This window comes from Streptomyces sp. NPDC021012 (assembly GCF_044333355.1).
Classification (GTDB): Bacteria; Actinomycetota; Actinomycetes; order Streptomycetales; family Streptomycetaceae; genus Streptomyces.
Window position 1 is genome coordinate 216609 of record NZ_JBIRQU010000004.1, and the last position, 25423, is coordinate 242031.

Annotated in this window: 20 protein-coding genes and 2 tRNA genes; 17 read left to right on the plus strand and 5 right to left on the minus strand. The window is 72.4% G+C overall.

All coding sequences use genetic code 11. From position 1 onward, the window contains the following. The first annotated feature begins 91 nt into the window (after positions 1-91). Both ACH4TP_RS15145 and ACH4TP_RS15150 read left to right on the plus strand, forming a co-directional pair. The gene (locus ACH4TP_RS15145) at positions 92-1525 is read left to right on the plus strand and encodes an MFS transporter (protein WP_398438052.1); all 1434 of its coding nucleotides are present in this window, start codon (positions 92-94) and stop codon (positions 1523-1525) included. 137 nt (positions 1526-1662) lie between these two features. After that, positions 1663-1896: a hypothetical protein gene (locus tag ACH4TP_RS15150; RefSeq protein WP_017239283.1), complete on the plus strand. Its 234-nt coding sequence runs from the start codon at positions 1663-1665 to the stop codon at positions 1894-1896. On the opposite strand, the gene ACH4TP_RS15155 is transcribed toward ACH4TP_RS15150, so the two are convergent. Continuing rightward, the gene (locus ACH4TP_RS15155; RefSeq protein WP_398438054.1) at positions 1875-3095 is read right to left on the minus strand and encodes a glycosyltransferase 87 family protein; all 1221 of its coding nucleotides are present in this window, start codon (positions 3093-3095) and stop codon (positions 1875-1877) included. The two genes, ACH4TP_RS15150 and ACH4TP_RS15155, sit on opposite strands and share 22 nt — an antisense overlap. A 122-nt stretch (positions 3096-3217) precedes the next feature. Here ACH4TP_RS15155 and ACH4TP_RS15160 point away from each other — a divergent pair. From ACH4TP_RS15160 to ACH4TP_RS15210, 11 genes are all read left to right on the plus strand, one after another. Then, positions 3218-3290 (plus strand) — tRNA-Ala (locus ACH4TP_RS15160). A 72-nt stretch (positions 3291-3362) separates the two neighbouring features. Next, a tRNA-Ala gene (locus ACH4TP_RS15165) sits at positions 3363-3435 on the plus strand. 278 nt (positions 3436-3713) lie between these two features. Continuing rightward, entirely contained in the window at positions 3714-6587 is a 2874-nt protein-coding gene (gene leuS, locus ACH4TP_RS15170; RefSeq protein ID WP_398438056.1) for a leucine--tRNA ligase, read from the plus strand. A 114-nt stretch (positions 6588-6701) separates the two neighbouring features. Further along, complete coding sequence (locus ACH4TP_RS15175) at positions 6702-7457, plus strand: hypothetical protein (RefSeq protein WP_398438058.1); 756 nt, start codon at positions 6702-6704, stop codon at positions 7455-7457. Between the two features lie 97 nt (positions 7458-7554). Beyond that, positions 7555-8400, plus strand: coding sequence for a DegV family protein (locus tag ACH4TP_RS15180; protein ID WP_398178570.1), 846 nt, complete (start codon positions 7555-7557; stop codon positions 8398-8400). 128 nt (positions 8401-8528) lie between these two features. Further along, a complete protein-coding gene (locus ACH4TP_RS15185) occupies positions 8529-9443 on the plus strand; it encodes a helix-hairpin-helix domain-containing protein (RefSeq protein WP_398438059.1) in 915 nt (304 codons plus the stop codon). A 236-nt stretch (positions 9444-9679) separates the two neighbouring features. After that, positions 9680-11941: a ComEC/Rec2 family competence protein gene (locus ACH4TP_RS15190; protein WP_398438061.1), complete on the plus strand. Its 2262-nt coding sequence runs from the start codon at positions 9680-9682 to the stop codon at positions 11939-11941. Between the two features lie 80 nt (positions 11942-12021). Next, a complete protein-coding gene (locus ACH4TP_RS15195) occupies positions 12022-12642 on the plus strand; it encodes a winged helix-turn-helix domain-containing protein (RefSeq protein ID WP_389221839.1) in 621 nt (206 codons plus the stop codon). A 5-nt stretch (positions 12643-12647) separates the two neighbouring features. Continuing rightward, positions 12648-13910 carry an MFS transporter gene (locus ACH4TP_RS15200; protein WP_398438063.1) on the plus strand — a complete coding sequence of 421 codons (1263 nt, stop codon included), beginning with the start codon at positions 12648-12650 and terminating at the stop codon, positions 13908-13910. A 44-nt stretch (positions 13911-13954) separates the two neighbouring features. Then, positions 13955-14782: an arylamine N-acetyltransferase gene (locus ACH4TP_RS15205; RefSeq protein ID WP_398178561.1), complete on the plus strand. Its 828-nt coding sequence runs from the start codon at positions 13955-13957 to the stop codon at positions 14780-14782. 98 nt (positions 14783-14880) lie between these two features. After that, a complete protein-coding gene (locus ACH4TP_RS15210; RefSeq protein ID WP_398438065.1) occupies positions 14881-15774 on the plus strand; it encodes a YceI family protein in 894 nt (297 codons plus the stop codon). 22 nt (positions 15775-15796) lie between these two features. Here the strand turns inward: ACH4TP_RS15210 and ACH4TP_RS15215 are convergent, their stop codons facing one another. Further along, on the minus strand, positions 15797-16039 hold the full coding sequence (locus ACH4TP_RS15215; protein WP_389221831.1) for a hypothetical protein: 243 nt from the start codon (positions 16037-16039) through the stop codon (positions 15797-15799). A gap of 62 nt (positions 16040-16101) precedes the next feature. On the opposite strand from ACH4TP_RS15215, the gene holA reads away from it, so the two are divergent. Next, complete coding sequence (gene holA, locus ACH4TP_RS15220; protein WP_398438067.1) at positions 16102-17091, plus strand: DNA polymerase III subunit delta; 990 nt, start codon at positions 16102-16104, stop codon at positions 17089-17091. Between the two features lie 427 nt (positions 17092-17518). On the opposite strand, the gene rpsT is transcribed toward holA, so the two are convergent. Beyond that, entirely contained in the window at positions 17519-17785 is a 267-nt protein-coding gene (gene rpsT / locus ACH4TP_RS15225) for a 30S ribosomal protein S20 (RefSeq protein ID WP_389221827.1), read from the minus strand. Positions 17786-17970: 185 nt separating this feature from the next. Here rpsT and lepA point away from each other — a divergent pair, with 185 nt between their 5' ends. The 3 genes from lepA to hemW all read left to right on the plus strand — a co-directional run bounded on the left by lepA (position 17971) and on the right by hemW (position 23205). Continuing rightward, a complete protein-coding gene (gene lepA, locus ACH4TP_RS15230; RefSeq protein ID WP_389221825.1) occupies positions 17971-19836 on the plus strand; it encodes a translation elongation factor 4 in 1866 nt (621 codons plus the stop codon). 209 nt (positions 19837-20045) lie between these two features. Then, a complete protein-coding gene (locus ACH4TP_RS15235) occupies positions 20046-21923 on the plus strand; it encodes an AMP-dependent synthetase/ligase (RefSeq protein WP_398438070.1) in 1878 nt (625 codons plus the stop codon). A 40-nt stretch (positions 21924-21963) separates the two neighbouring features. Beyond that, the gene (hemW, locus tag ACH4TP_RS15240) at positions 21964-23205 is read left to right on the plus strand and encodes a radical SAM family heme chaperone HemW (protein WP_398438072.1); all 1242 of its coding nucleotides are present in this window, start codon (positions 21964-21966) and stop codon (positions 23203-23205) included. A 440-nt stretch (positions 23206-23645) separates the two neighbouring features. Here the strand turns inward: hemW and ACH4TP_RS15245 are convergent, their stop codons facing one another. Both ACH4TP_RS15245 and ACH4TP_RS15250 read right to left on the minus strand, forming a co-directional pair. Next, a complete protein-coding gene (locus ACH4TP_RS15245) occupies positions 23646-24449 on the minus strand; it encodes a DUF3097 domain-containing protein (protein ID WP_398178548.1) in 804 nt (267 codons plus the stop codon). Between the two features lie 230 nt (positions 24450-24679). After that, positions 24680-25408: an MBL fold metallo-hydrolase gene (locus ACH4TP_RS15250; protein ID WP_398438074.1), complete on the minus strand. Its 729-nt coding sequence runs from the start codon at positions 25406-25408 to the stop codon at positions 24680-24682. Positions 25409-25423: the final 15 nt, after the last annotated feature.

Below are 25423 nucleotides of genomic sequence, written 5' to 3' on the forward strand. Positions count from 1 at the left end.
TCGAGTCCCCGTGCCGCCGTTGCCAGGTGGTGTCGGTACCAGCATCGGCGGGCTCTCGTTACCCGTATCCGATCGGGGTCACGCTCGTCGCATGACCTCGACCACGACACGTCCCGCACTCAGTAAAGACGGTGCCACCGACAACCGCCCCGGCCTGCTGCTCGGCGTGGTCCTCGCCGCCCAGTTCATGGCACTCCTCGACGTCTTCATCGTCAACGTCGCCGCCCCCACCATCCGGACCGAACTCTCCGCCTCCGGAGGCGCGCTCCAGCTCGTCATCGCCGGATACACCATCACCTACGCGGTGTTGCTGATCACCGGAGCCCGCCTCGGCGATCTGCTCGGCCACCGCCGGGCGTACCTCGGTGGCCTCGCCCTGTTCACCGCCGCCTCCCTCGCCTGCGGACTCGCGGCGGGAACGGACCAGTTGATCGCCTTCCGGCTTGTACAGGGCGCGGGCTCCGCGCTGATGATCCCGCAGGTGCTCAGCCTCATCCAGCGCAACTTCACGGGCGAGCGCCGGGCGCGGGCCCTCAGCGCCTACTCCGCGGTCCTGGCCACCGGCGCGGCCGCCGGGCAGGTCGCCGGCGGCGTCCTGGTGAGCGCCGACCTCTTCGGCACCGGCTGGCGGCCCGTCTTCCTGGTCAACGTCCCCGTCGGGATCGCCCTGCTCGCCCTCGGCGCCCGGGTGCTGCCCCGCGACGCCCACACCGCGCCCACGCGTGCGCGTGCCCTCGACCTGCCGGGGCTGCTGCTCCTCGCCGCCGCCGTGTCCCTGCTGACCGTCCCGCTGGTCCTCGGGCAGGAACAGGACTGGCCGCTGTGGTCCTGGCTCTCCCTCGGCGGCTCGCTGGTGCTCGCCGCCGTCTTCGGCGCGTACGAGTCCCGGCTCGCCCGGCGCGGCGGCGCACCGCTGATCGCCCCGCGCGTGCTGCGGATCCCCGGGATGGGCCGGGCCGTCCTGTGGATCGCCGTGGCGATGGGCGTCAACGCCGGCTTCCTGTTCACCCTCACCCTGCACCTCCAGGGCGGGCTCGGTCACAGCGCCCTGCGCGCCGGACTCACGTTCGGGCCCGCCGCCGTCGTCTTCGGGGCCGTCGGCCTGACCTGGCGGCGCTGGCCGGCCCGGCTGCACCGCGCGCTGGTCCCGACCGGTTTCCTGCTCGCGGCCGCGGCGCTCCTCGCCCTCGGCGGGCTCCTCGGGGACGGCGGCACCGGCGGCTGGGGGCTCTACCCGGCCCTGGGCGCCTTCGGCGCGGGGATCTCGCTGGCCTTCAGCCCGGCCCTGACCGGGGCCCTGGCCACCGTGCGTCCCGAGGACGCGGCCGACGCCAGCGGACTGCTCGCGACCGTCACCCAGCTCGGCCAGCTCGTCGGCGTCGCCGCGTTCGGCACCCTCTTCCTCGGCCGGTACGCGGGTCCCGGTGCCCAGGACTCCGCCGACGCGCTGTGGGCGACCGTCCTGGCCCTGGCCGCCGCCTCCCTCGTGGGCGCCGCGGCGGGACTGCCGCGACGATCGCGCTGACCCTCTTGCGGGGCCATGGCAGAATCGGACGGCCGGAGGGGGACGAGGATCCGGACGGGAGGGTGACCCACGTGCTCGGCGACAACGGCAGGGCGTCCTATGGGTGTACGGCCTGCGGCCACAGCTGGAGCTGATTCATGGGTGCACACAGGCGGAAGTGCGACTGGTGCGGCAGCGGGACGCCCATCGTGCGCGACATGGACCCCGTCAACACGGGGTTCCAGTACTGGTGCGAGGAGTGCGCGCGGGCGCTGATCATAAAGGGCGACCCGATCGAGACCTACCGCGAGCTGGAGGGTGAGCCGATCTACGGCCGGCTCCTCGACGAGCACTGCACCCTCAAGCGGTTCTACTCCTTCGCCACGGCCTGACGGCGCCGGGTCAGCGCATACCCGGCGAGCAGCGCCGTCGCCGTCAGCGGGTAGACCGCCGACAGCAGCATCTGCCCCGCGTTCTGGTCCAGTTCGGGGCGGCCCGGGTCGTGCGGGACCCACCACAGCGCGAACGAGGCGAAGACCAGCGCCACCGTTCCCGTCACCCACCACGCGCGCGTGGCGCGGTCCGCGAGCAGGATCAGCAGGGGCACGCACCAGACCCAGTGGTGGGACCACGAGATCGGGCTGATCATCAGCGCCGTGAGCGCGCAGACGACCACGGCCACCGCCTTGTCGCCGCGCACCGCCGCCCGTACCGCGAGGACCATCGCCGCGCCGCCCAGGACGGCCGCGGTCACCGCCCACCACATGCCCGGGTCGTCCGTGTGCATCAGCCGGGCCAGGACCCCGCGGATCGACTGGTTGGCGGTCTCCTCGGCGAAGCCCACCCGTCCGGTCTCGAACAGGGTCTCCGTCCAGAACCGCTTCGAGTCCGCGGGCAGGGCGAGCGCCACGGCCAGCGTCGTCCCGAGGAACACCCCGGTCGCGGTCAGCGCCGTGCGCAGCCACTGGTTCACGGACCGGTCCCGGCGCCACAGGAGCAGGCCCGCGGCGAGCAGCAGGACCACGAAGAGTCCCGGTGTGAGCTTCACCGCGGTCGCCAGGCCGATGCCCAGGCCGGCCCAGCGGCTGCTCTCGCGGCGGGTGAGGTCCCAGAGCACCGCCACCGCTATGAGCAGGTTGATCTGGCCGTACCGCAGGGTCGTCCACACGGGCTCGCACCAGACCGCGACGGCGGCGACCCACAGCGTCGTGCGCCACAGGTCCGTACGGGACAGCGAGGGGCGGATCAGCTGGAGCGAGAGCTGCACCAGCGCGACCACCAGGAGCAGGTTCCCGGCCGTGGTGAGCGTCCGCATCAGCGGGACGCCCACCAGGGTCAGCGGGACGAACAGCAGGGCCGCGAAGGGCGGATAGGTCATGCCGAGGTTCGCCGAGGTCGCCCGCATCGCGTACAGGTCGCCGCCGGCCCGGACCGTCTCGCCCTCGGCCCGGTAGACCATCACGTCGAGCATGTTCACGTGGGCGAGGCGTTGCGCCACCCAGAAGGCCGCGAACGAGAGCAGGCAGACCGCCGCGGCGGTGGCCAGGGGCCACGGCCGGGCGCGGGTTTTGGAGAGCACGGAGACGGACACAGTCGGCGACCCTACCCGGCAGGTCAGGGGCGTCCCGAGAATCGATTTGGAGATCTGCCGCGCGGGCCGTTACTGTTCTGTTCGTCGCCGCGAGCGAGAGCGAAGCGGGGACAACAACTCAAGGGGCTATAGCTCAGTTGGTAGAGCGCCTGCATGGCATGCAGGAGGTCAGGAGTTCAATTCTCCTTAGCTCCACAGAACGGAAGTGAACCATTCGAACCGGATGGCTCGCACCGGTTCTGCGGAAATCTGAAAATTCCCGCACGCGGGGCTATAGCTCAGTTGGTAGAGCGCCTGCATGGCATGCAGGAGGTCAGGAGTTCAATTCTCCTTAGCTCCACAGAAGAGAAGCGGGCCACCCTGACCAGGGTGGCCCGCTTCTTCGTGTCACCGCCCCCTTTCGCTCCGTGGAACGCCGGTGCGGCCCGCTCGGGCCCTGCGGTACCCTGGCGCCATGCGTGCCGTACGCCTCCTGCTTACCGAGCCGCGCTGACCAGTCCCGACGGGCGACAGACATCCCGTCGGAGTCGGCGCGGCATCCCCTCCTGTGCGAGGGGATTTTTCATTTCGGGCAGTTCGTGGCAGTGGGCAGAGACGATCGATGGAGCATCAAGGACCATGACCGAGATCACGACGGCCGCCGAGACGGCGGCCCCTCATCGCTACACGGCGGCCATGGCCGCCGACATCGAGGCACGCTGGCAGGACTTCTGGGACGCCGAGGGAACCTACGAGGCGCCGAACCCCACCGGTGACCTGGCGGGCGACCCCGCGGTCGCCGCCCTGCCCAAGAAGTTCATCATGGACATGTTCCCGTACCCCTCGGGTGCGGGCCTGCACGTCGGCCACCCGCTGGGCTACATCGCCACGGACGTCTTCGCCCGCCACGCGCGCATGACCGGCCACAACGTGCTGCACACCCTGGGCTTCGACGCCTTCGGCCTGCCGGCCGAGCAGTACGCCGTGCAGACGGGCACGCACCCGCGCGTGTCCACCGAGGCCAACATGGAGAACATGAAGGTCCAGCTGCGCCGGCTGGGCCTGGGCCACGACAAGCGCCGGTCGTTCGCCACGATCGACCCGGAGTACTACAAGTGGACCCAGTGGATCTTCCTGCAGATCTTCAACTCCTGGTACGACGACGAGGCCAAGAAGGCCCGGCCGATCGCCGAGCTGATCGAGCAGTTCGAGAACGGCACCCGTGAGGTCCCCGGCACGCGCGCGTGGAGCGAGCTGAGCGCCGCCGAGCGCTCCGACGTCCTGGGCGAGTACCGCCTGGCGTACGCCTCCGACGCCCCCGTCAACTGGTGCCCCGGCCTGGGCACCGTCCTGGCCAACGAGGAGGTCACCGCCGACGGCCGCTCCGAGCGCGGCAACTTCCCCGTCTTCAAGGCCAAGCTGCGCCAGTGGAACATGCGGATCACCGCCTACGCGGACCGCCTGCTGGACGACCTGGACGCGCTGGACTGGCCCGAGGCCATCAAGCTGCAGCAGCGGAACTGGATCGGCCGCTCCGAGGGCGCCCGCGTCGACTTCCAGGTCGGCGACACCGACGCCATCACCGTCTTCACCACCCGCCAGGACACCCTGTTCGGCGCCACCTACATGGTCCTGGCGCCCGAGCACGACCTGGTCGAGAAGATCGTCCCGGCCGCCTGGCCCGAGGGCACCCACGAGGTGTGGACCGGCGGTCACGCCACCCCCTCCGAGGCCGTCGACGCCTACCGCAAGCAGGCCGCCTCCAAGTCCGACGTCGAGCGACAGGCCGAGGCCAAGGACAAGACCGGCGTCTTCACCGGCGCCTACGCGACCAACCCGGTCAGCGGCGCCCAGGTCCCCGTCTTCATCGCCGACTACGTCCTGATGGGCTACGGCACCGGCGCGATCATGGCCGTCCCGGCGCACGACAGCCGCGACTTCGCCTTCGCGCGCGCCTTCGAGCTGCCGATGCGCTGCGTCGTGGAGCCCAACGACGACCGCGGCACCGACCCGTCGACCTGGGACGACGCCTTCGCCTCGTACGAGGCGAAGCTGGTCAACTCCACCAACGACGAGATCTCCCTGGACGGCCTGGGCGTCGTCGACGCCAAGGCGAAGATCACCGCCTGGCTGTCCGACCGCGGCATCGGCGAGGGCACCGTCAACTTCCGGCTGCGCGACTGGCTGTTCAGCCGCCAGCGGTACTGGGGCGAGCCCTTCCCGATCGTCTACGACGAGGACGGCGTCGCCCACTCGCTGCCCGAGTCGATGCTGCCCCTGGAGCTGCCGGAGGTCGAGGACTACTCGCCGCGCACCTTCGACCCCGACGACGCGGACACCCAGCCGGAGACCCCGCTGTCCCGCAACGAGGAATGGGTCAACGTCACCCTGGACCTGGGCGACGGCCGCGGCCCGCGCCGCTACCGGCGCGAGACCAACACCATGCCCAACTGGGCCGGCTCCTGCTGGTACGAGCTGCGCTACCTGGACCCGCACAACTCCGAGAAGCTGGTCGACCCCGCCGTCGAGCAGTACTGGATGGGCCCCCGCGAGGGCATGCCGACCGGTGGCGTCGACCTGTACGTCGGCGGCGCCGAGCACGCCGTGCTGCACCTGCTGTACGCGCGCTTCTGGTCCAAGATGCTGTTCGACCTGGGCCACATCTCCTCGGCCGAGCCGTTCCACAAGCTGTACAACCAGGGCATGATCCAGGCCTTCGTCTACCGGGACGCGCGCGGGATCGCCGTGCCGGCCGCCGAGGTCGAGGAGCGCGACGGCGCGTTCTACTACCAGGGCGAGAAGGTCAGCCGCGTCCTGGGCAAGATGGGCAAGTCCCTGAAGAACGCGGTCACGCCGGACGAGATCTGCTCCGAGTACGGCGCCGACACCCTGCGCCTGTACGAGATGGCGATGGGCCCGCTGGACGTGTCCCGCCCCTGGGACACACGCGCGGTGGTCGGCCAGTACCGGCTGCTGCAGCGACTGTGGCGCAACATCGTCGACGAGGCGACCGGCGAGGTCACGGTCGTCGACACCGCGCCCGACGAGAACACGCTGCGCGCCCTGCACAAGGCGATCGACGGCGTCTCGCAGGACATGACCGCGATGCGCTTCAACACCGCCATCGCCAAGATCACCGAGCTGAACAACCACCTGACCAAGTCCGGTGGCGCGATCTCCCGCCCGGTCGCCGAGCAGCTGGTTCTGCTGGTCGCCCCGCTGGCCCCGCACATCGCCGAGGAACTGTGGCGCAGGCTGGGCCACACCGACTCGGTCGTCCACCAGGACTTCCCGGTCGCCGACCCGGCGTACGTCGTCGACGAGACCGTGACCTGCGTCGTGCAGATCAAGGGCAAGGTCAAGGCCCGCCTGGAGGTCCCGCCGTCGATCACCGACGCGGAGCTGGAGACGCTGGCGCTGGCCGACCCGCACGTGGTCGCGGCGCTGGGTGACGCGCAGATCCGCAAGGTCATCGTGCGCGCGCCGAAGCTGGTCAACATCGTCGCCGGCTGACACCGGCCTTCCCCTAGGGGGAGCGTGGGGGCAGGTTGAGGGTTCGAAGGGAACCGTCGACCTGCCCCTTCCGTTTACCGTGGAAGAACCACAACCGAGGCCGGAGGGGCGCCCATGGAAGCCACGATTATCACGATCATGGCGCTGCTCTTCTTGTCCTTCGTCGCGCTCGGGGTGTTCGTCACCGTGAAGGTCGCGAAGGCCGCCAAGCGAGGCGTGGACCGCACCCTCGACCAGGCCCGGCGCACGGTCGAGGACACCACGCTGCGGGCCAAGAGCCTCGGCCAGGTCGGAGCCGCCGGCGAGATCGCCCGGCTTCGGCTCTCGCTGCGCACCTCGATGCGCGCCACACAGGAGGCGCTCCAGGCGGGCGTCGGCGAGGACGCCTCGCTGAAGGAGTCGCTCGACCTGTTCCACCGGCTCAGCGCCCACGGGCTCGAACTGGACGCGGACCTCAAGCGCCTGGAGCGGGAGCCCGACCGGGCGTGGGTGGCCGGCCAGCTGCCCGAACTCGTCGCCCGGACCGAGCGGATCACGGGCTCGGCCGACGCGCTGCGGCACGCCGCCCGGGACCGGGCGCTGAAGTTCGCGGAGGACGACCTGTCGGCGCTCAGCGCGCAGATCGACGTCGAGGCGGGCGCCCTGCGCCACTGGGCGGGCCCGGAGGCCACGCCGAGGACGGCCCGCGGGGCGGGGGCGGGGGCCGGGGTGCCGGATGCGGCGACGGCCGACGGACGGGGGCAGCCCGCCGGGCCCGCAGGGCAGGCCGGTCCGAGGACCGGCGGAGAGCCCTCCGCGATCACGGCACCCGACCCCCGGCGGACCGCCCACCCCTGGGAGAAGTCGGCCCGGCCGGAGACCACCACCTGACGGCACGGTCCCGCGCGCGACCGTGCCGGGGCACGGACAGGTGTCCGGTGGGGGGCCGGGCTGCCGCGCGGCAGCCTCGGCGGGTAACCTCCCGCTCATGTCCCGGCATGTCGCGATCCTCACCGATTCCACGGCCTACCTGCCACGCCAGACGAGGGAGCGGCACGCGATCACCACGGTCCCGCTGACCGTCGTCATCGGCGACCACGCCCTTGAGGAGGGCACGGAGATCTCGGCGAAGGCCCTGGCCGAGGCCCTGCAGAAGCGCCGGCCCGTCACCACCTCGCGGCCGAGCCCCGAGGTCTTCGCCGAGGCCTACCGCGCGGCCGCCGCGGCGGGTGCCCAGGGCGTCGTCTCGCTCCATCTGTCCGCCGAGGTCTCCGGGACCTACGACGCCGCCGTGCTCGCGGCGAAGGACGCCCCCCTGCCCGTACGGGTGGTGGACACCCGCATGATGGGTATGGCGCTGGGCTTCTGCGCCCTCGCGGCGGCGGAGGTCGTGGAGGCCGGCGGTTCCCTCGACGAGGCGGTCGCGGCGGCCGAGAAGCGCGCCGCCGGCACCTCCGCCTACTTCTACGTCGACACCCTGGACTATCTGCGCAGGGGCGGACGCATCGGTGCCGCGCAGGCGCTCCTCGGTTCCGCGCTCGCCGTGAAACCGCTCCTCGAACTCGACGGCGGGCGGATCGAGCTGCGGGAGAAGGTGCGCACCGCCTCGAAGGCCATCGCGCGCCTGGAGGAGATCGCCGTGGAGCGGGCCGGTTCCGGCCCCGTCGACATCGCCGTCCACCACCTCTCCGCGCCGGAGCGGGCCGCCGCGCTCGCGGAGCGGCTCAGGGAACGCGTGCCGGGAATCGAGGATCTCCAGGTCAGCGAGGTGGGCGCGGTCATCGGCGCCCACACGGGCCCCGGTCTCCTGGCGGTCGTCGTCTCGCCGCGTTGAGCCCTTCCGTCCCCCGCCGTCCCTCGCCGTCCCTCGCAAGGGTGAGTGAGTTTTCCACAGCGGAGCGTCTGTCCACGGAAGTCGGCTGAGCTCCGCACGGGCCTTCCGTGATCTCTACCGTCACGGACATGACTTTTCGTACACCTCTCGCATCGACCATCGCCAGGACCGAGGCCCTGTTTCCGACAGCGGTGCCTCCGGTGCCGGTGAGGGCACCGCTCCCGGCGCTCGCACCGGAGGCCCGGGAGGCGCCGGAGGCACCGGAGCGTGGTTCCCCGCCAGGGGCGCGGGAGCGGCTGGCCGCCGCGCTCCGCGACCGGACCCCGGTGTGGGTGCAGACCAGGTGCGGGCTGGAGCCGAGGGCGCTCGCCGCGCTGGCGGTGGTCCTGCTCGTGGCCGCGGGCCTCGCCGGCGCGTACTTCTGGACCGGGCGGCCGGAGGAGGTGCGCGCTCCCGAACTCGTCCGCGCCGCCGCCCCCATGGCGGCCGCGCCCGCGCCGAAAGCCGGCCCGGGGGAGGCGGGACAGGGGCCGGTCTCCCCCGGGCCGGGAGCAGGAGCGGGGGCGGCACCGGGGGCCGGGGCTGCCGGAGTCTTCGGGGCTTCCGGGGCTTCCGGGGCGAGGGTCGTCGTCGACATCGGTGGCAAGGTGCGCAGGCCCGGGGTGCTGACCCTGCCGGCCGGCTCGCGGGTGGCGGACGCACTGCGGGCGGCGGGCGGGGCGGAGCCCGGCGCGGATCTCACCGGGGTGAACCGGGCCCGCGTCCTGCTCGACGGGGAGCAGGTCCTGGTCGGTCTGCCGGGGCCGCCGGCGGGCGGCCCCGGCCCGGGCGGCGGCGGAGGCGCACCGGGGGTGCCGTTGAGCCTCAACACGGCCACGGCGGAACAGCTCGACGGCCTCCCGGGAGTGGGACCCGTACTCGCCCAGCACATCGTCGACCACCGGACGGAGCACGGAGGCTTCCGGTCGGTCGGGGAGCTGCGGGAGGTCGACGGCATCGGTGAGCGTCGGTTCGCCGACCTCGAACCGCTGGTCCGGCCGTGAAGCGCGACGGGGAGCCCGGTGCGCGGGAGCCGGTGTGGCGGGAGGGGCCGAGCGATCTCCGGCTCGTCCCCCTCGCGGGGGCGGCCTGGGCGGCGGCGGCCCTTGCCGTGGGGATCACCGGGTGGTGGACGGTGGCCGGTGTCACGGTCTGCCTGGTGGGGGCCCTGGTCCTGCTGGTGCGGGGTCCGGCGCGGTGGCGCGGTGGCACGGGTGCCGGTCGTGGGTCTCCTTCACCGATGACCACGCCGGGGTGGCGGTTACGGGCGACCGCGTGGGCCGGGGTCCTGCTCTGCGCGGCGGCCGGGGCCACCTCGGCGGGGCTGCATGCGGCGGACCTCCGGCGGGGGCCCGTGCCGGAGCTGGCGCGGGAGTACGCGCGGGCGCGGCTGGACGTGGTGGTGACCTCGGATCCACGGCTCACCCGGCCCAAGGTCCGGGGCAACGCGATGGTGCCGGTCTCGGTCGTCCTGGACGGCGAGGTGACCCGGGTCGAGCGGTCCGACGGCTCGGTCCACCGGACCCGGGCGCCGGTCCTGCTGATCGTGCCCTCGGGGGAGGGGCGGGAGGAATGGCTGCGGCTCCTCCCCAGCACCCGGCTGCGGGTCGGCGCCCGGCTCGCGCCGCCGCTGCTCCCCGGCGAGCCCTTCGCTGCGGTGCTCAAGGTCGACGGGGCGGGACCGCCGCGGATCGTCGGCCCGCCGAGCGGCCTGCAGCGCACGGCGGGGGATCTGCGGGCCGGGCTGCGGAGGGCGACGGAGAAGCTCGATCCGGACGCGCGGGCCCTGCTGCCCGGACTGGTCGTCGGGGACACCTCCAGGATCGCCCCCGAGCTGCGGGACGTGTTCGAGGCGACCGATCTCACCCATCTCCTGGCGGTTTCCGGCAGCAACCTCACGATCGTGCTGCTCCTGCTGATCGGGCGGCCCGGGCGGGCGCACCAGGTGGAGCGGGGCGGGCTCGCGCCCCGGATCGGACTGTCGCTGCGGGTCACGGCGCTGGCCGGGGGAGGTCTGACGCTCGCGTTCGTGATCGTCTGCCGGCCCGATCCGAGCGTGCTGCGCGCCGCGGCCTGCGGGCTCGTCGCACTGCTCGCGATCGGGACCGGACGCCGGAGATCGCTCGTCCCCGCGCTGGCCGCGGCCGTCCTCCTCCTGGTCCTCCACGACCCCTGGCTCGCGCGGAGTTACGGCTTCCTGCTGTCGGTCCTGGCGACGGGGGCGCTGCTGACGATCGCCCCGCGTTGGAGCGAGGCGCTGCGGCGGCGCCGGGTGCCCGGCCGGTTGGCGGAGGCGCTGGGGGTGGCCCTGGCGGCGCAGGCGGTGTGCGCGCCGGTCGTGGTGGTGTTCGCCGCCCGGGTGAGTCTGGTCGCCGTCCCGGCGAACCTCGTCGCCGAACTCGCGGTGGCGCCGGCGACGGTGTGCGGGTTCGCCGCGCTCGCCCTGGCGGCGGTCTGGATGCCGGCCGCGGAGGGGGTGGCGTGGCTGGCGGGGTGGCCGGCCGGATGGATCGCGTGGGTGGCCCGTACGGGCGCGGCGCTGCCGGGGGCCGAGCTGGGCTGGCCCGGCGGGTGGTGGGGCGGCCTCGCGTTGGCGCTGCTCACGGCGCTGGTGGTCCTCGGGGCGCGCAGGTTGCCGTACCGGGGGGTGGTCGGCGCGGTCGTCGCCGCGCTGCTCCTGCTCGTGGTGGTGCGGCCGGTGTCGCTGGACCGGTGGGTCACGGGGTGGCCGCCGCCGGGCTGGGCGTTCGCGATGTGCCAGGTGGGGCAGGGGGACGCGACGGTGCTCGCGGCGGGCGGGGACTCCGCCGTCGTGGTGGACGCGGGCCCGGATCCCGTGCCGGTGGACCGCTGTCTGCGTGAACTCGGGGTGCGGCGGGTGCCGTTGCTGGTGCTCACCCACTTCCACGCGGACCATGTGGCCGGGCTTCCGGGGGTGTTGCGGGGGAGGTCGGTGGGGGCGATCCAGACCACGGGGCTCGAAGAGCCGCCCGGCCAGGCGGCGTTCGTGCGGCGGACGGCGGCCGCCGCCGGGGTGCCGCTGATCCGCGCGGTGCCGGGGGAGCGGCGGAGGGTCGGGGCGCTGGAGTGGCGGGTGCTCTGGCCGTGGGGAGCGGGCGTGGCCTCCGGTGGTGGGGCCAATGACGCCAGTGTCACGTTGCTCGTCCGTACCGCCGGAGGGATGAGCCTGCTGCTTCTCGGGGATCTCGAACCGCCGGCCCAGCGGGCGTTGGCGCGGATCCATCCGGAGCTCGGGCCGGTGGACGTGCTCAAGGTCGCCCATCACGGTTCCGCGTACCAGGACGCGGGGCTGATGAGGACGGTGCGGCCGAGGCTCGCGCTGGTGTCGACGGGGCGGGACAACCCGTACGGGCATCCCTCGGCCCGGACGCTGGAGGCGCTGCGGGCGGGTGGCGCGCGGGTGCTGCGGACCGACCGGGACGGGGCCGTCGCGGTGGTAGGGGCGGGGCGCGGGCTCATGGCCGTACCGGGAGGAGGGTGAGGCGCCGGGAGGGCGAGACCGACGGGCGGGCTTGTAAAGAGATCCTTGTAAAGGAGTCTTTCTAAAGATATCTTTTCATCATGCCGGAGAACAGCGAACCGCAGTCCGGGGGCGAGCAGCCCCGCAGCATCCGACTCACCGACCCGCGTGCCCTGCGGGCCTACGCCCATCCGCTGCGGATGTCGCTGGTGGGGCTGCTGCGGAGCAGTGGGCCCTTCACCGCCACCCGGGCCGCCGAGCTGACCGGGGAATCCGTGGCCAGCTGCTCCTACCACCTGCGGATACTCGCCAAGTACGGGCTGGTGGAGGAGGCGCCCGGCGGGCGGGGGCGGGAGAAGCCCTGGCGGGCCACGGCCCGGTACACGGAGTGGCCGGAGTACAGCGAGGACGCCTCGGTCGCCGAGGCGGCCGACGCGCTGAACGTCGCCGTCGCCGAGCGCTACTTCGAGCGGGTCACCCGGGCCATCGAGAACCGGCACCGGCTGCCGAGGGAGTGGCGGGAGGCCGAGGAGTTCGGCGACTCCCTGCTCCACCTCACCCCCGGGGAGCTGGCCGGTCTCGGAGAGCGGATCGACGCACTGCTCCGGCCCTACGAGGCGCGCTCGTCCGACCCGTCGCTCAGGCCCGAGGGCGCGCGGCCCGTCAGCATCCTGCGGATCGCCTACCTGGACCAGGACATCCCCGACCACGAAGAGGAGTGACCGAGATGGCCCTCGTGGAACGCGTACCGGCCCTCTTGCGCGAGCGGACCTTCCGCCGCTACTGGACCGGGCAGACCGTCTCCCTCGTCGGGGACCAGATCTCGCTCATCGCGATCCCGCTCGCGGCCGTCCTGATCCTCGGTGCCGACGCCACGGCGATGGGCCTGCTCAAGACCGCCGAGCTCCTGCCCGCCCTCCTGCTCAACCTGCCGCTCGGCGCCTGGGCCGACCGGCGGGCCAGTCGCAGACGCGCCATGATCGCGGCCGACCTCGGGCGGGCGGCGCTGGTGCTGACCCTCCCCGTCGCCTACGCGCTGGACGCGCTGACGCTCGGCCAGCTGTACGCGGTGGCCTTCGGGATCGGCGCGCTCACCGTGCTCTTCGAGGTCTGCAACGTCACGCTGTTCGTCGCGCTCGTCCCCACCGAGCGCTACGTCCAGGCGAACGCGCTGGTCAACGGCAGCCGTTCGATGGCCTGGCTGGCGGGACCCGGCGTCGGAGGCCTGCTCGTGCAGGTCTTCACCGCGCCCTTCGCGCTGGTCGCGGACGCCCTCACCTATCTGGCGTCGGCCGGGTACCTGGCCCGGATCAAGCCGGTCGAACCCGCGCCGGCGCCCGTGGCCAAGGGGCACTTCACCGAAGGGCTGCGCTGGGTGCTGCGGGAACGCTCGATGCGCGCGCTCTTCGCGGCCTCCGGCACGATCCAGTTCTTCAACTTCATGTTCTCCACCCTCTTCGTGCTCTACGCGACCACCGAACTCGGCATCGGCGCGGGGCTGCTCGGCCTCGTGCTCGCGGCCGGAGCCGTGGGCGGCCTCCTCGGGGCGGTGTGGGCCGGAACGGTCGTCCGCCGGATCGGTCTCGGCCCCGCGCTCGTCGCGGGCTTCCTCGGCTTCACCCTCCCCCTGCTCCTGGTCCCCCTGTCAGGCGGGCCGCTCCCGCTGGTGGCGGGCGTGCTGTTCGTCGCGGAATTCCTCTCCTGCGTCGGCGTGATGCTCGCCGACATCGCCGCCGGCTCGTTCCAGATGGCGCTGATACCCGACGCCGTGCGGGCCAGGGTCATGGGCGCCTACCGGACCCTCAACCACGGCTTCCGCCCGCTCGGCGCACTCGCCGGAGGCCTGCTCGGCACCGCGATCGGGCTGCGCCCCACGCTGTGGATCGCCACCGCCGGGGCCGTCCTCGCCGTGCTCTGGCTACTGCCCTCGCCGCTGCCGAAGATGCGGGAACTGCCCGCGAAGGAAGGGGAATCGGTGCCCGTCGGGTGAAGGAACGATTGAGGAGTGGATCATCGAGCGGGCAGACTGCCGGTATGACCACAGACGAACCTGTCGAACCCGTCGAACCCGCCGCCATCGACGCCTATCTGCGCCGCATCGGCGCGGAGCGGCCGGAGCGCGCGGACGCCGCCGCGCTGCGCGAGCTGCACCTCCGCCACCTGCGGACCGTGCCCTTCGAGAACCTCTCGCTCCATCTCGGCGAGCCCGTCGTCCTGGACGAGAAGGCGCTCCTCGACAAGGTGGTGGGCGCCCGCAGGGGCGGGTTCTGCTACGAGGTCAACACGGCGTTCGCCGTCCTGCTGCGGGGGCTCGGGTACGAGGTCGCGCTGCTCCAGGCGCGGGTGATCGGGCCGGACGGGAAGCCGGGCATCCCGTACGACCACATGGCGCTGCTCGTGGAGACGGCGGAGGGGGAGCGGTGGCTGGCCGACGTCGGGTTCGGTGACCACAGCCACCACCCGCTGGCCTTCGACGCGCGCGACGACCAGGAGGACCCGGGCGGGACCTTCCGGATCGTGGAGACCGCGGACGGCGACCTGGACGTGCTGCGGGACGGGGTGCCCAAGTACCGGCTGGAGCGGCGGCCGCGGGAGCTCGCCGACTTCACGGCCGGCGCCTGGTACCACCAGACCTCGCCGGACTCGCACTTCCCCCGGGCGCTCATCTGCTCCCTGCTCACCGAGGACGGCCGGATCACGCTCAGCGCGCCGAAGCTGATCACCCGGGCGGGCGGCGAGCGCGAGGAGCGGATCCTCGACGGCGAGGAGGAAGTGAGGAGCGCGTACCGGGAGCTGTTCGGCATCGAGTTCGACGTCCTGCCGGCCGTGAAAAGCGGAATCTTTAATTCGGACTCCCGGTAACACTTCCCTCCACTCACCCCGTTTGCCTCGAACGCCGCAACAGTGATCGAATGCAACTTCGTTGCATGTTGAATGATTCGCACGGGGGTGTGTGAAGAATGTTCGATCGTCTCTTCGGGAAGCGCGCGACGGGAGCCGCTCGCGGTGGTGGTCCGCTCGCCGGTCTCACCGTCCCCTCCTCGGCCGGCGTGCTCAGCTGCCGGGTGCTCGACCCCGTGCACGAACCGGTCCGGCAGGCCGAGTTCGTCGTCAGCGACACGGTCGGCCGCAAGGTCCTGGGAGGCGAGACCGACCCGTACGGCACGGTCCTCGCGACCGTGCCGGCGGGGGAGTACCGGGTCGCCGTCACGTCCGAGGGCTACACCCCCTACCACGGCAGCGCCGTCGTCACCGAGGGCGAACACCACGGCATCGGCGACGTCCTCCTCCAGGTCGCGCCCCAGCCGCAGCTGCCGGAGCCGGGCGACTGGGAGATCGACCCCGCGCACTCGCAGATCGGCTTCACCGCGCGCCACATCGGCCTCGCCCGGATCCACGGCCGGTTCAACAGCTTCGCGGGAGCGGTGCGGATCGCCGAGCGCATGGAGCAGTCCGCGATGCACGTCGTCATCGACGCGGCCTCCATCGACACCGGGGTGCAGATGCGCGACGACCACCTGCGCTCCGCCGACTTCCTCGACGTCGCCGTCTACCCGACGCTGGAGTTCTACAGCGAGCGCTTCGTCCACCGGGGCGGCAGCCGCTGGGGCGTCACCGGAGCGCTCACCCTGCACGGGGTGAGCCGCACGGTGACCCTCGACACCCAGTACCTGGGCCTCGGCAACGGCCTGGAGGGCGAGACCCGGGGCGCCTGCCGGGCCACCACCGAGCTGCACCGCGAGGACTTCACCCTCACCTGGCAGACGCTGCTCGCGCGGGGCATCGCGGCCGTCGGGTCCAGCATCAGCATCGACCTCGACGTCCAGATCGTCCCGAAGACGGGGCGTTCCTGAGGGGCGCCCCTAGGAGGCGCTCCTAAGGGGCCTCCAGCCAGCCCTCGTACTCGGCGGCCAGCGCGTCCAGCGCCGCCGGGTCGAGACGGGCGTCCGGGTCCTCGACGACCACCAGCCACTGCGCGTCCTCGGCGTCGTCCTCCCCGGCCAGGGCGTCCCGCACGAGCTGCGGTTCCTCGGACAGGCCGAAGCGGTCGGGGAGCTCCTCGGCGACCTCCTCGGCGGCGTCGCGGTCGGGGAGCACCAGTACGTGTCGTTCACTCACCCCGCCATTGTCGTCCCCGTCCCGGGCACCGGTGTCAGTGGCCCGTGGGATGCTGGATCGCGATGGCCACCAGAAAGACTTCCCTCGACGACCTCCTCGGCCCCGTGACGCTCGCCGTGGGGCAGGAGGACCTGCTCCTCGACCGCGCCGTCCAGGAGGTGGTGGCGGCCGCCCGGGCCGCCGACGCCGACACGGACGTGCGCGACCTCGCCCCCGAGCAGCTCCAGCCCGGAGCCCTCGCGGAGCTCACCAGCCCCTCGCTCTTCGCCGAGCGCAAGGTGCTGGTCGTGCGGAACGCGCAGGACCTCTCCGCCGACACGATCAAGGACGTCAAGGCGTACCTGGACGACCCGGTCGAGGACATCTCGCTCGTCCTCCTCCACGCGGGCGGCGCCAAGGGCAAGGGGCTGCTCGACGCGGCACGCAAGGCGGGGGCCCGGGAGGTCGCCTGCCCGAAGACGACGAAGCCGGCGGAGCGGCTGACGTTCGTACGGCAGGAGTTCCGGGCGCTCGGACGGTCGGCCACGCCCGAGGCCTGCCAGGCGCTCGTGGACTCGATCGGCAGCGATCTGCGGGAGCTCGCGTCCGCGGTCTCGCAGCTCACGTCCGATGTGGACGGGACGATCGACGAGGCGGTCGTCGGGCGGTACTACACGGGCCGCGCCGAAGCCTCCTCCTTCAACGTCGCGGACCGCGCCGTCGAGGGGCGCGCCGCCGAGGCCCTGGAGGCGCTGCGCTGGTCGCTCTCGACCGGGGTCGCGCCCGTGCTCATCACCAGCGCGCTGGCCCAGGGCGTACGGGCGATCGGCAAGCTCTCCTCGGCGCGGGGCGGCCGGCCCGCCGACCTGGCCCGGGAGCTGGGGATGCCGCCCTGGAAGATCGACCGCGTACGCCAGCAGATGCGGGGCTGGACTCCCGACGGGGTGTCGCTCGCCCTGCGGGCGATCGCGGAGGCGGACGCGGGGGTGAAGGGCGGGGGCGACGACCCGGAGTACGCCCTGGAGAAGGCGGTGGTCGCGGTGGCGCGGGCGGCGCGGCTGCGGCGGGCCTAGCCGGCCGTTCGGGGGTGTGAGGGTCGCCGTGCGGGTTGCCGTGCGGCGCGGGGGCGCGTGTCGTGCGGGCGGTTCGTGGTGGGTGTTCGAGCGGATCCCCCACCCCGCCCCTTCCCGAAACCCTGCCGGGGGCCGGTGGGGGTTGAGGCCGGTTTCTTCCGGGGGCTCCGCCCCCCGGGCCCCGTTCGTAGGCCCCGTCCGCGGCCGGGCGGCAGCTTCGCGCCGCCCGCCCCGCTCCCGCCCCCGTAGCGAACCGCGTACGACGAAGGCCCCGCCACCTCCTGGGGAAGGAGGCGGCGGGGCCTTCGGCGTTACAGCTGGTGGGCTCGCGCCCGCGTGGCGAACGCGTCCGCGCGCGAGTCCGGGTGGCCGGGCGGGAGCGGGGTAGAGGGCCCGCTGAGTCCCGTGCGGCCGGTCACATCAGAGCTCAGCCCTGGAGGGAGGCAACCTTGACAGCCAGCGCCGACTTCTTGTTGGCGGCGGCGTTCTTGTGGATGACACCCTTCGAGACAGCCTTGTCGAGCTGACGCGAGGCGGCGCGAGCGGCAACGGTGGCCGTCTCGAGGTCGCCGGCGGCGACAGCCTCACGGGCCTTGCGGATCGCGGTCTTGAGCGAGGACTTGACGGCCTTGTTGCGCAGGCGCGCCTTCTCGTTCGTCTTGTTCCGCTTGATCTGGGACTTGATGTTCGCCACGAAAAGAGCCTTTACAGGTTCGATGTTCCTTCTGGATGCGCCCCGCAGCTGAGAGGGCATGCGAGACACAGCTGTCCACACTATCAGCCGCTCTCAGGGCCGCCCAAACCGGGCGCCGGGCGGCGGGCATGGGACCATGGTGTCTACGTATCCGTTCTGAACATCGCCCGAGACGAGATCCCTGCGTGCCCGCGACTCCTACCAACGTGCCCGAGCCGAGCCGTACCGACCCGGCTCTGATCCGCAACTTCTGCATCATCGCGCACATCGACCACGGCAAGTCCACGCTTGCCGACCGGATGCTCCAGCTGACCGGTGTGGTCGACCAGCGGCAGATGCGTGCCCAGTACCTCGACCGGATGGACATCGAGCGGGAGCGCGGCATCACGATCAAGTCCCAGGCGGTCCGGCTGCCGTGGGCGCCGACCGAGGGGCCGGCTCAGGGCAACACGCACATCCTGAACATGATCGACACCCCCGGGCACGTCGACTTCACGTATGAGGTCTCGCGCTCGCTGGCCGCCTGCGAGGGCACGATCCTGCTCGTCGACGCCGCGCAGGGCATCGAGGCGCAGACCCTCGCGAACCTGTACCTCGCGATGGAGAACGACCTCACGATCGTTCCCGTCCTGAACAAGATCGACCTGCCGGCCGCCCAGCCCGAGAAGTTCGCCGACGAGCTCGCGAACCTCATCGGCTGCCAGCCGGAGGACGTCCTCAAGGTCTCCGCCAAGACCGGCATGGGCGTCGAGGCGCTGCTCGACCGCGTCGTCCAGGACATCCCGGCCCCGGTCGGCGTCGCCGACGCCCCCGCCCGCGCGATGATCTTCGACTCCGTGTACGACTCGTACCGCGGTGTCGTGACGTACGTCCGTGTCGTCGACGGGCAGCTCAACAAGCGCGAGCGCATCCGGATGATGTCGACCGGAGCCACGCACGAGCTCCTGGAGATCGGTGTCTCCTCGCCCGAGATGACGTCGTCCGACGGCCTCGGCGTCGGCGAGGTCGGCTACATCATCACCGGTGTGAAGGACGTCCGTCAGTCCAAGGTCGGTGACACGATCACCTCCCAGAACCAGGGCGCCACCGAGCCGCTCGGCGGCTACAAGGACCCGAAGCCGATGGTCTTCTCGGGCCTCTACCCGCTCGACGGCTCCGAGTACCCGGACCTCCGCGAGGCCCTCGACAAGCTCCAGCTCAACGACGCCGCGCTGGTCTACGAGCCGGAGACCTCCGCCGCGCTCGGCTTCGGCTTCCGCGTCGGCTTCCTCGGTCTGCTCCACCTCGACGTGATCCGTGAGCGTCTGGAGCGCGAGTTCGGGCTCGACCTGATCGCCACCGCGCCGAACGTGGTCTACCGCGTCGTGATGGAGGACGGCAGCGAGCACACGGTCACGAACCCGAGCGAGTTCCCCGAGGGCAAGATCAGCGACGTGTTCGAGCCCGTCGTGCGCGCCACGATCCTCGCCCCGAGCGAGTTCATCGGCGCGATCATGGAGCTCTGCCAGACCCGTCGCGGCACGCTGATCGGCATGGACTACCTCTCCGAGGACCGGGTCGAGATCCGCTACACCCTGCCCCTCGCGGAGATCGTCTTCGACTTCTTCGACCAGCTGAAGTCCAAGACCCGCGGTTACGCCTCCCTCGACTACGAGCCCACCGGCGAGCAGGCCTCCAGCCTGGTCAAGGTCGACATCCTGCTGCACGGCGACAAGGTCGACGCCTTCTCGGCCGTCACCCACAAGGACGCCGCGTACGCCTACGGTGTCCGGCTCGTCGCCAAGCTCCGCGAGCTCATCCCGCGGCAGGCCTTCGAGGTGCCCATCCAGGCCGCCATCGGCTCCCGGGTCATCGCCCGCGAGACCATCCGCGCCATCCGGAAGGACGTCCTCGCCAAGTGCTACGGCGGTGACATCTCCCGTAAGCGGAAGCTGCTGGAGAAGCAGAAGGAAGGCAAGAAGCGCATGAAGATGGTCGGCTCGGTGGAGGTGCCCCAGGAGGCCTTCATCGCCGTCCTGTCGAGCGACGAGTCCTCCGGCAAGAAGAAGTAGCCCGGACGGCGAGAAGTAGCTGTCCTGTGCAACGAACGGGTCCACGCGCCATGCGCGCGTGGGCCCGTTCGTTATGGAAGAGACGTGAAGCGACGCCCTGCAGGGCCTTACGCGCCGGTCCCCGGCCCTTTAGTCTGAACGCGGCTCGAAGGTTACTCGCCAGTTAGTTACGAACCACCAGAAGGCACCGCCGCCGCCCGGAGGACGTCGTGAGCGACACACAGACCCAGATCGAGAACCGGCCGCCCTCCGTGGCGACCCTCTTCCTTGAGCGCGTCGAGCGGACCCCGGACGCGGAGGCCTACCGCTACCCGGTGCCCGCCGCCTCCGGCGCCGGCCCGGACGACTGGAAGTCGCTCAGCTGGGGACAGGCCGCCGAGCGGGTCTACGCGATCGCCGCCGGCCTCGTCGACCTCGGCGTCGAGCCCGAGGAGCGCGTCGCCCTCGCCTCCTCCACCCGGGTCGAGTGGATCCTCGCCGACCTCGGCGTGATGTGCACGGGCGCCGCGACCACCACGGTCTACCCGCAGACCAACGCCGAGGAGTCGGCGTTCATCCTCTCCGACTCCGAGTCCGGGGTCCTCATCGCCGAGAACGCCGCCCAGCTGGCCAAGGCCGTCGAGCGCCGCGCCGAGCTGCCCCGGCTCCGGCACGTGGTCGTCATCGACACCGACGGCGTGGAGGGCGACGGCGAGTTCGTCCTCTCCCTCGCGGACCTGGAGGCGCGCGGCAAGGCCTATCTGGAGAAGCACCCCGAGGCCGTCAAGGAGCGGGTCGGCGCGATCACCTCCACGCAGCTCGCCACCCTCATCTACACCTCCGGCACCACCGGCCGCCCCAAGGGCGTCCGCCTCCCGCACGACAACTGGTCGTACATGGCCAAGGCCATCGCCGCCACCGGCCTCGTCACCCAGGCCGACGTCCAGTACCTCTGGCTGCCGCTCGCCCACGTCTTCGGCAAGGTCCTCACCTCCGGCCAGATCGAGGTCGGCCACGTCACCGCCGTCGACGGCCGCGTCGACAAGATCATCGAGAACCTGCCGGTCGTCCAGCCGACCTACATGGCGGCCGTCCCCCGCATCTTCGAGAAGGTCTACAACGGGGTCGCCGCCAAGGCCCGCGCCGGCGGCGGAGCCAAGTACAAGATCTTCCAGTGGGCGGCCGGCGTCGCCCGCGAGTACGCCAAGGCCACCCAGGACAACTTCCGCCGCACCGGCACCGCCTCCGCGCCCTTCGGCCTGGCCGCCAAGCACAAGGTCGCCGACGCCCTCGTCTACGCCAAGATCCGCGAGGCCTTCGGCGGCAACCTGCGCGCCTGCATCTCCGGCTCCGCCGCCCTCGCACCCGAGATCGGCTACTTCTTCGCCGGCGCGGGCATCCACATCCTGGAGGGGTACGGCCTCACGGAGTCCTCCGCCGCCTCCTTCGTCAACCCGGGCGAGGCCTACCGCACCGGCACCGTCGGCAAGCCGCTCCCCGGCACCGAGGTCCGCATCGCCGACGACGGCGAGATCCTGCTGCGCGGCCCCGGCATCATGGAGGGCTACCACGGCCTGCCCGAGAAGACCTCCGAGGTCCTGGAGTCCGACGGCTGGTTCCACACCGGCGACATCGGCGAGCTGTCCCCCGACGGCTACCTCCGGATCACCGACCGCAAGAAGGACCTGATCAAGACGTCCGGCGGCAAGTACATCGCCCCCGCCGAGGTCGAGGGCCAGTTCAAGGCCGTCTGTCCCTTCGTCTCGAACATCCTCGTCCACGGCGCCGACCGGAACTTCTGCACCGCCCTCATCGCCCTCGACGAGCCCTCCCTCCTCGGCTGGGCCGCCGAGCACGGCCTCGGCGGCAAGCCGTACGCCGAGGTCGTCGCCGCCCCCGAGACCGTCAAGCTCATCCAGGGCTACGTCGACCGCCTCAACGAGGGCCTCCAGCGCTGGCAGACGATCAAGAAGTTCCGTCTGCTGCCCCGCGACCTCGACATCGAGCACGGCGAGCTCACCCCGTCCCTGAAGCTGAAGCGGCCGGTCGTCGAGCGCGAGTACAAGGACCTCATCGAGGAGATGTACGCGGGCTCGCGCGAGGGCTGACGTCCGCCGTCGGGGCCGTCACCCCGGGCAGTACGGGACAATGGGGCCCATGCCTTCCGTACTGCCCGATGGTGAGCCCGTACCCGACGACGGGGCGCTGCCCCCGAGTGCCCTCGAAGGGGCCGGGGAGCGGCCCCTCGGGTTCTACCTGCACGTGCCGTACTGCGCGACGCGCTGCGGCTACTGCGACTTCAACACGTACACCGCGAGCGAGCTGCGCGGTACGGGCGGCGTGCTCGCCTCCCGCGACAACTACGCCGAGCAGGTCGTCGAGGAGATCCGGCTCGCCCGGAAGGTCCTCGGGGACGACCCGCGGCCCGTGCGCACCGTCTTCGTCGGCGGCGGCACGCCGACGCTGCTCGCCGCCGGCGACCTCGTGCGGATGCTGGGGGCGATCCGGGACGAGTTCGGGCTCGCGGACGACGCCGAGGTGACGACGGAGGCCAATCCGGAGTCCGTGAACCCGACCTACCTGAGCGAGCTGCGGGAAGGCGGCTTCAACAGGATCTCCTTCGGGATGCAGAGCGCCCGGCAGCACGTGCTGAAGGTCCTCGACCGGACCCATACGCCCGGGCGGCCCGAGGCGTGTGTCGGCGAGGCGCGGGCCGCCGGGTTCGAGCACGTCAACCTCGACCTCATCTACGGCACGCCCGGGGAGTCCGACGAGGACTGGCGGGCCTCGCTGGAGGCGGCGATCGGGGCCGGGCCGGACCATGTGAGTGCCTACGCGCTGATCGTCGAGGAGGGTACGCAGCTGGCGCGGCGCATCCGGCGGGGTGAAGTGCCCATGACCGATGACGACGTGCACGCCGACCGCTACCTGATCGCCGACTCCGTTCTCGCCGAGGCCGGATTCGACTGGTACGAGGTCTCCAACTGGGCCACCTCCGAGGCCGGGCGCTGCCTCCACAACGAGCTGTACTGGCGCGGCGCCGACTGGTGGGGCGCCGGGCCCGGCGCCCACTCGCACGTGGGCGGCGTCCGGTGGTGGAACGTGAAGCACCCCGGCGCGTACGCCGCCGCCCTGGCCGGTGGCCGGTCGCCCGGCGCCGGGCGGGAGATCCTCGCGGACGAGGACCGGCGGGTCGAGCGGATCCTGCTGGAGCTGCGGCTCCGGGAGGGCGTCGAACTGTCGATCCTCAAGCCCGCGGGGCTCGCGGCGGCGCGCAAGGCGCTGGCGGACGGGCTGCTCGACCCCTCGTCGTACGAGACGGGGCGGGCGGTGCTGACGCTGCGGGGGCGGTTGCTGGCGGACGCGGTGGTCCGGGACCTGGTGGACTGAGCCGCCGCCGCTCGTTGCGGGCGCGGGTCCTGCTGGGGCGCGCCCCAGCCGCCCCCGTTGCGGGCGCGCCCGCCGGGGCGGTGCCCCGCTGCCGCCGCCCCCGTTGTGGGCAATCGTTCCGCTGGGGCGAGGGGGTCCCCCCTGCTCGAGCGAAGCCGAGAGCTTGGGGGAGGGTGGGCACAACGGGCCTGCGCCCTGCCGGCGCCAGAGGCTTACGCGCCTGAACCCGCACCCGGTGCACAGCGCACAACGGGTGCGGGTTCAGGCTCGGAACGCGGAGGCGCCGCTAGAAGGCGCCGTCCCGTGTGCCCACCCGTCCCGCCCAGCGGGACGATTGCCCACACGGCAGCGGGTGCGGGCCCCACACGGGGCGGGGGGCGAAGCCCCAGGCGGGGGCGCCCCGCACGGGCAGCGGGTGCGGGTGCGGGCGTTGGGCGGGGCTAGGGGGCTGTCACGAAGTCGATCAGTTCCTCCACGCGGCCCAGGAGCGCCGGCTCCAGGTCCTTGTAGGAGGTGACGCGCCTGAGGATGGCCTGCCAGACCGCGCCGGTGTTGTCCGAGGGCCAGCCGAGGGCGCGGCAGACGCCGGTCTTCCAGTCCTGGCCGCGGGGGACGGAGGGCCAGGCGGGGATGCCGAGGGAGGAGGGCTTCACGGCCTCCCAGACGTCGATGTAGGGGTGGCCGACGACCAGGACGTCCGGGCCCGTCACCTGGGCGGCGATCCGGGACTCCTTCGAGCCGGGGACCAGGTGGTCCACGAGGACGCCGAGCCGGGCGTCCGGTCCGGGGGCGAAGTCCGCGACGATCGCGGGGAGGTCGTCGACGCCGTCGAGGTACTCCACGACGACGCCCTCGATGCGCAGGTCGTCGCCCCAGACCCGTTCGACGAGCTCCGCGTCGTGGCGGCCCTCGACGTAGATCCGGCCCGCTCGGGCCACGCGCGCGCGTGCGCCCGGGACCGCGACCGAGCCGGAGGCCGTACGGGTGGGGCGCGACGGGCCCGACACCGGACGGACCAGGGTCACGACCTTGCCCTCCAGGAGGAAGCCGCGCGGTTCCAGCGGGAAGACCCGGTGCTTGCCGAAGCGGTCCTCCAGGGTCACCGTGCCCGCCTCGCAGCGGATCACCGCCCCGCAGAAGCCGGTGGTGACCTCCTCCACGACCAGGTCGTGGTCCGCCGGGACCTCCGGCACGGGCGCCGACTTCTTCCAGGGCGGCGTCAGATCGGGGTTGTAGCTGCGCATGGGCTCGATCCTGTCCAGGACGCGGTGGTGGGGAATCTGCTGGGGGTCCGGGGGTCGTCCCCCGGGGGATGCGGCCAGGGCGGCGTCAGATCGGGGTTGTAGCTGCGCATGGGCTCGATCCTGTCCAGGACGCGGTGGCGGGGAATCTGCTGGGGGTCCGGGGGTCGTCCCCCGGGGGATGCGGCCAGGGCGGCGTCAAGTCCGGGTTGTAGCTGCGCATTCGGGTGACGTTAGGGCACCTCGAAGCGCCTTGCCAGTTCATCGCGTTGTGCCCGGACGAACGTGGCGTCCACCACCGCCCCGTGCCCCGGTACGTACGCCGCCTCCTCGCCGCCGAGGGAGAGGAGGCGGTCGAGGGCGTCGGGCCAGCGGGACGGGATGGCGTCGGGGCCGGCCTGGGGTTCGCCGGACTCCTCGACGAGGTCGCCGCAGAAGACGATCTCGCGGGTGCCGGGGACGCAGAGCGCCAGGTCGTGGCCCGTGTGGCCGGGGCCCACGTTCGCCAGGAGGACCTGGCGGTCGCCGAGGTCGAGCGTCCACTCGCCGGAGACCACGTGCCGCGGGGCCACCAGGACGTCCGCCGCCGCCTCCGCGGCCGCCGGGTCCAGGCCCTGCGCCACCGCGTCCCCGTACAGCTCCTCCCGGGCCCGCGCCCCGCTCAGGAGGTCGTCCGAGCCCACCGCGCCGAAGACCTCCGCCCCGGCGAACGCCGCCGTGCCGAGGACGTGGTCGAAGTGGGGGTGGCTGAGTGCGATGTGCGTCACCTTCCGGCCGCCCGTGAGTTCCGCCACCTGCGCCCGCAGCTCCGCGCCCTCCGCGAGCGAGGCCCCCGTGTCGTACAGCAGCACCCCCTCCGTACCCAGGACCAGCCCGACCGTGGCGTCCCAGACGGGCAGCCGTCGCCGGCCCACCCCGTCCGCGAGCCGCTCCCATCCACACGCTTCCCAATCCACGTCCATGGGGCGACGCTAACG

Excerpts from the sequence above, each read along its gene's own strand:
- hemW (WP_398438072.1), top strand. The coding sequence starts at position 21,964 with ATGGGGCCCATGCCTTCCGTACTGCCCGATGGTGAGCCCGTACCCGAC.
- ACH4TP_RS15190 (WP_398438061.1), top strand. The coding sequence starts at position 9,680 with ATGACCACGCCGGGGTGGCGGTTACGGGCGACCGCGTGGGCCGGGGTC.
- ACH4TP_RS15195 (WP_389221839.1), top strand. The coding sequence starts at position 12,022 with ATGCCGGAGAACAGCGAACCGCAGTCCGGGGGCGAGCAGCCCCGCAGC.
- ACH4TP_RS15210 (WP_398438065.1), top strand. The coding sequence starts at position 14,881 with ATGTTCGATCGTCTCTTCGGGAAGCGCGCGACGGGAGCCGCTCGCGGT.
- ACH4TP_RS15145 (WP_398438052.1), top strand. The coding sequence starts at position 92 with ATGACCTCGACCACGACACGTCCCGCACTCAGTAAAGACGGTGCCACC.
- ACH4TP_RS15200 (WP_398438063.1), top strand. The coding sequence starts at position 12,648 with ATGGCCCTCGTGGAACGCGTACCGGCCCTCTTGCGCGAGCGGACCTTC.
- ACH4TP_RS15245 (WP_398178548.1), bottom strand. The coding sequence starts at position 24,449 with ATGCGCAGCTACAACCCCGATCTGACGCCGCCCTGGAAGAAGTCGGCG.
- ACH4TP_RS15250 (WP_398438074.1), bottom strand. The coding sequence starts at position 25,408 with ATGGACGTGGATTGGGAAGCGTGTGGATGGGAGCGGCTCGCGGACGGG.
- holA (WP_398438067.1), top strand. The coding sequence starts at position 16,102 with ATGGCCACCAGAAAGACTTCCCTCGACGACCTCCTCGGCCCCGTGACG.
- ACH4TP_RS15205 (WP_398178561.1), top strand. The coding sequence starts at position 13,955 with ATGACCACAGACGAACCTGTCGAACCCGTCGAACCCGCCGCCATCGAC.
- leuS (WP_398438056.1), top strand. The coding sequence starts at position 3,714 with ATGACCGAGATCACGACGGCCGCCGAGACGGCGGCCCCTCATCGCTAC.
- ACH4TP_RS15185 (WP_398438059.1), top strand. The coding sequence starts at position 8,529 with ATGACTTTTCGTACACCTCTCGCATCGACCATCGCCAGGACCGAGGCC.
- ACH4TP_RS15175 (WP_398438058.1), top strand. The coding sequence starts at position 6,702 with ATGGAAGCCACGATTATCACGATCATGGCGCTGCTCTTCTTGTCCTTC.
- ACH4TP_RS15180 (WP_398178570.1), top strand. The coding sequence starts at position 7,555 with ATGTCCCGGCATGTCGCGATCCTCACCGATTCCACGGCCTACCTGCCA.
- ACH4TP_RS15150 (WP_017239283.1), top strand. The coding sequence starts at position 1,663 with ATGGGTGCACACAGGCGGAAGTGCGACTGGTGCGGCAGCGGGACGCCC.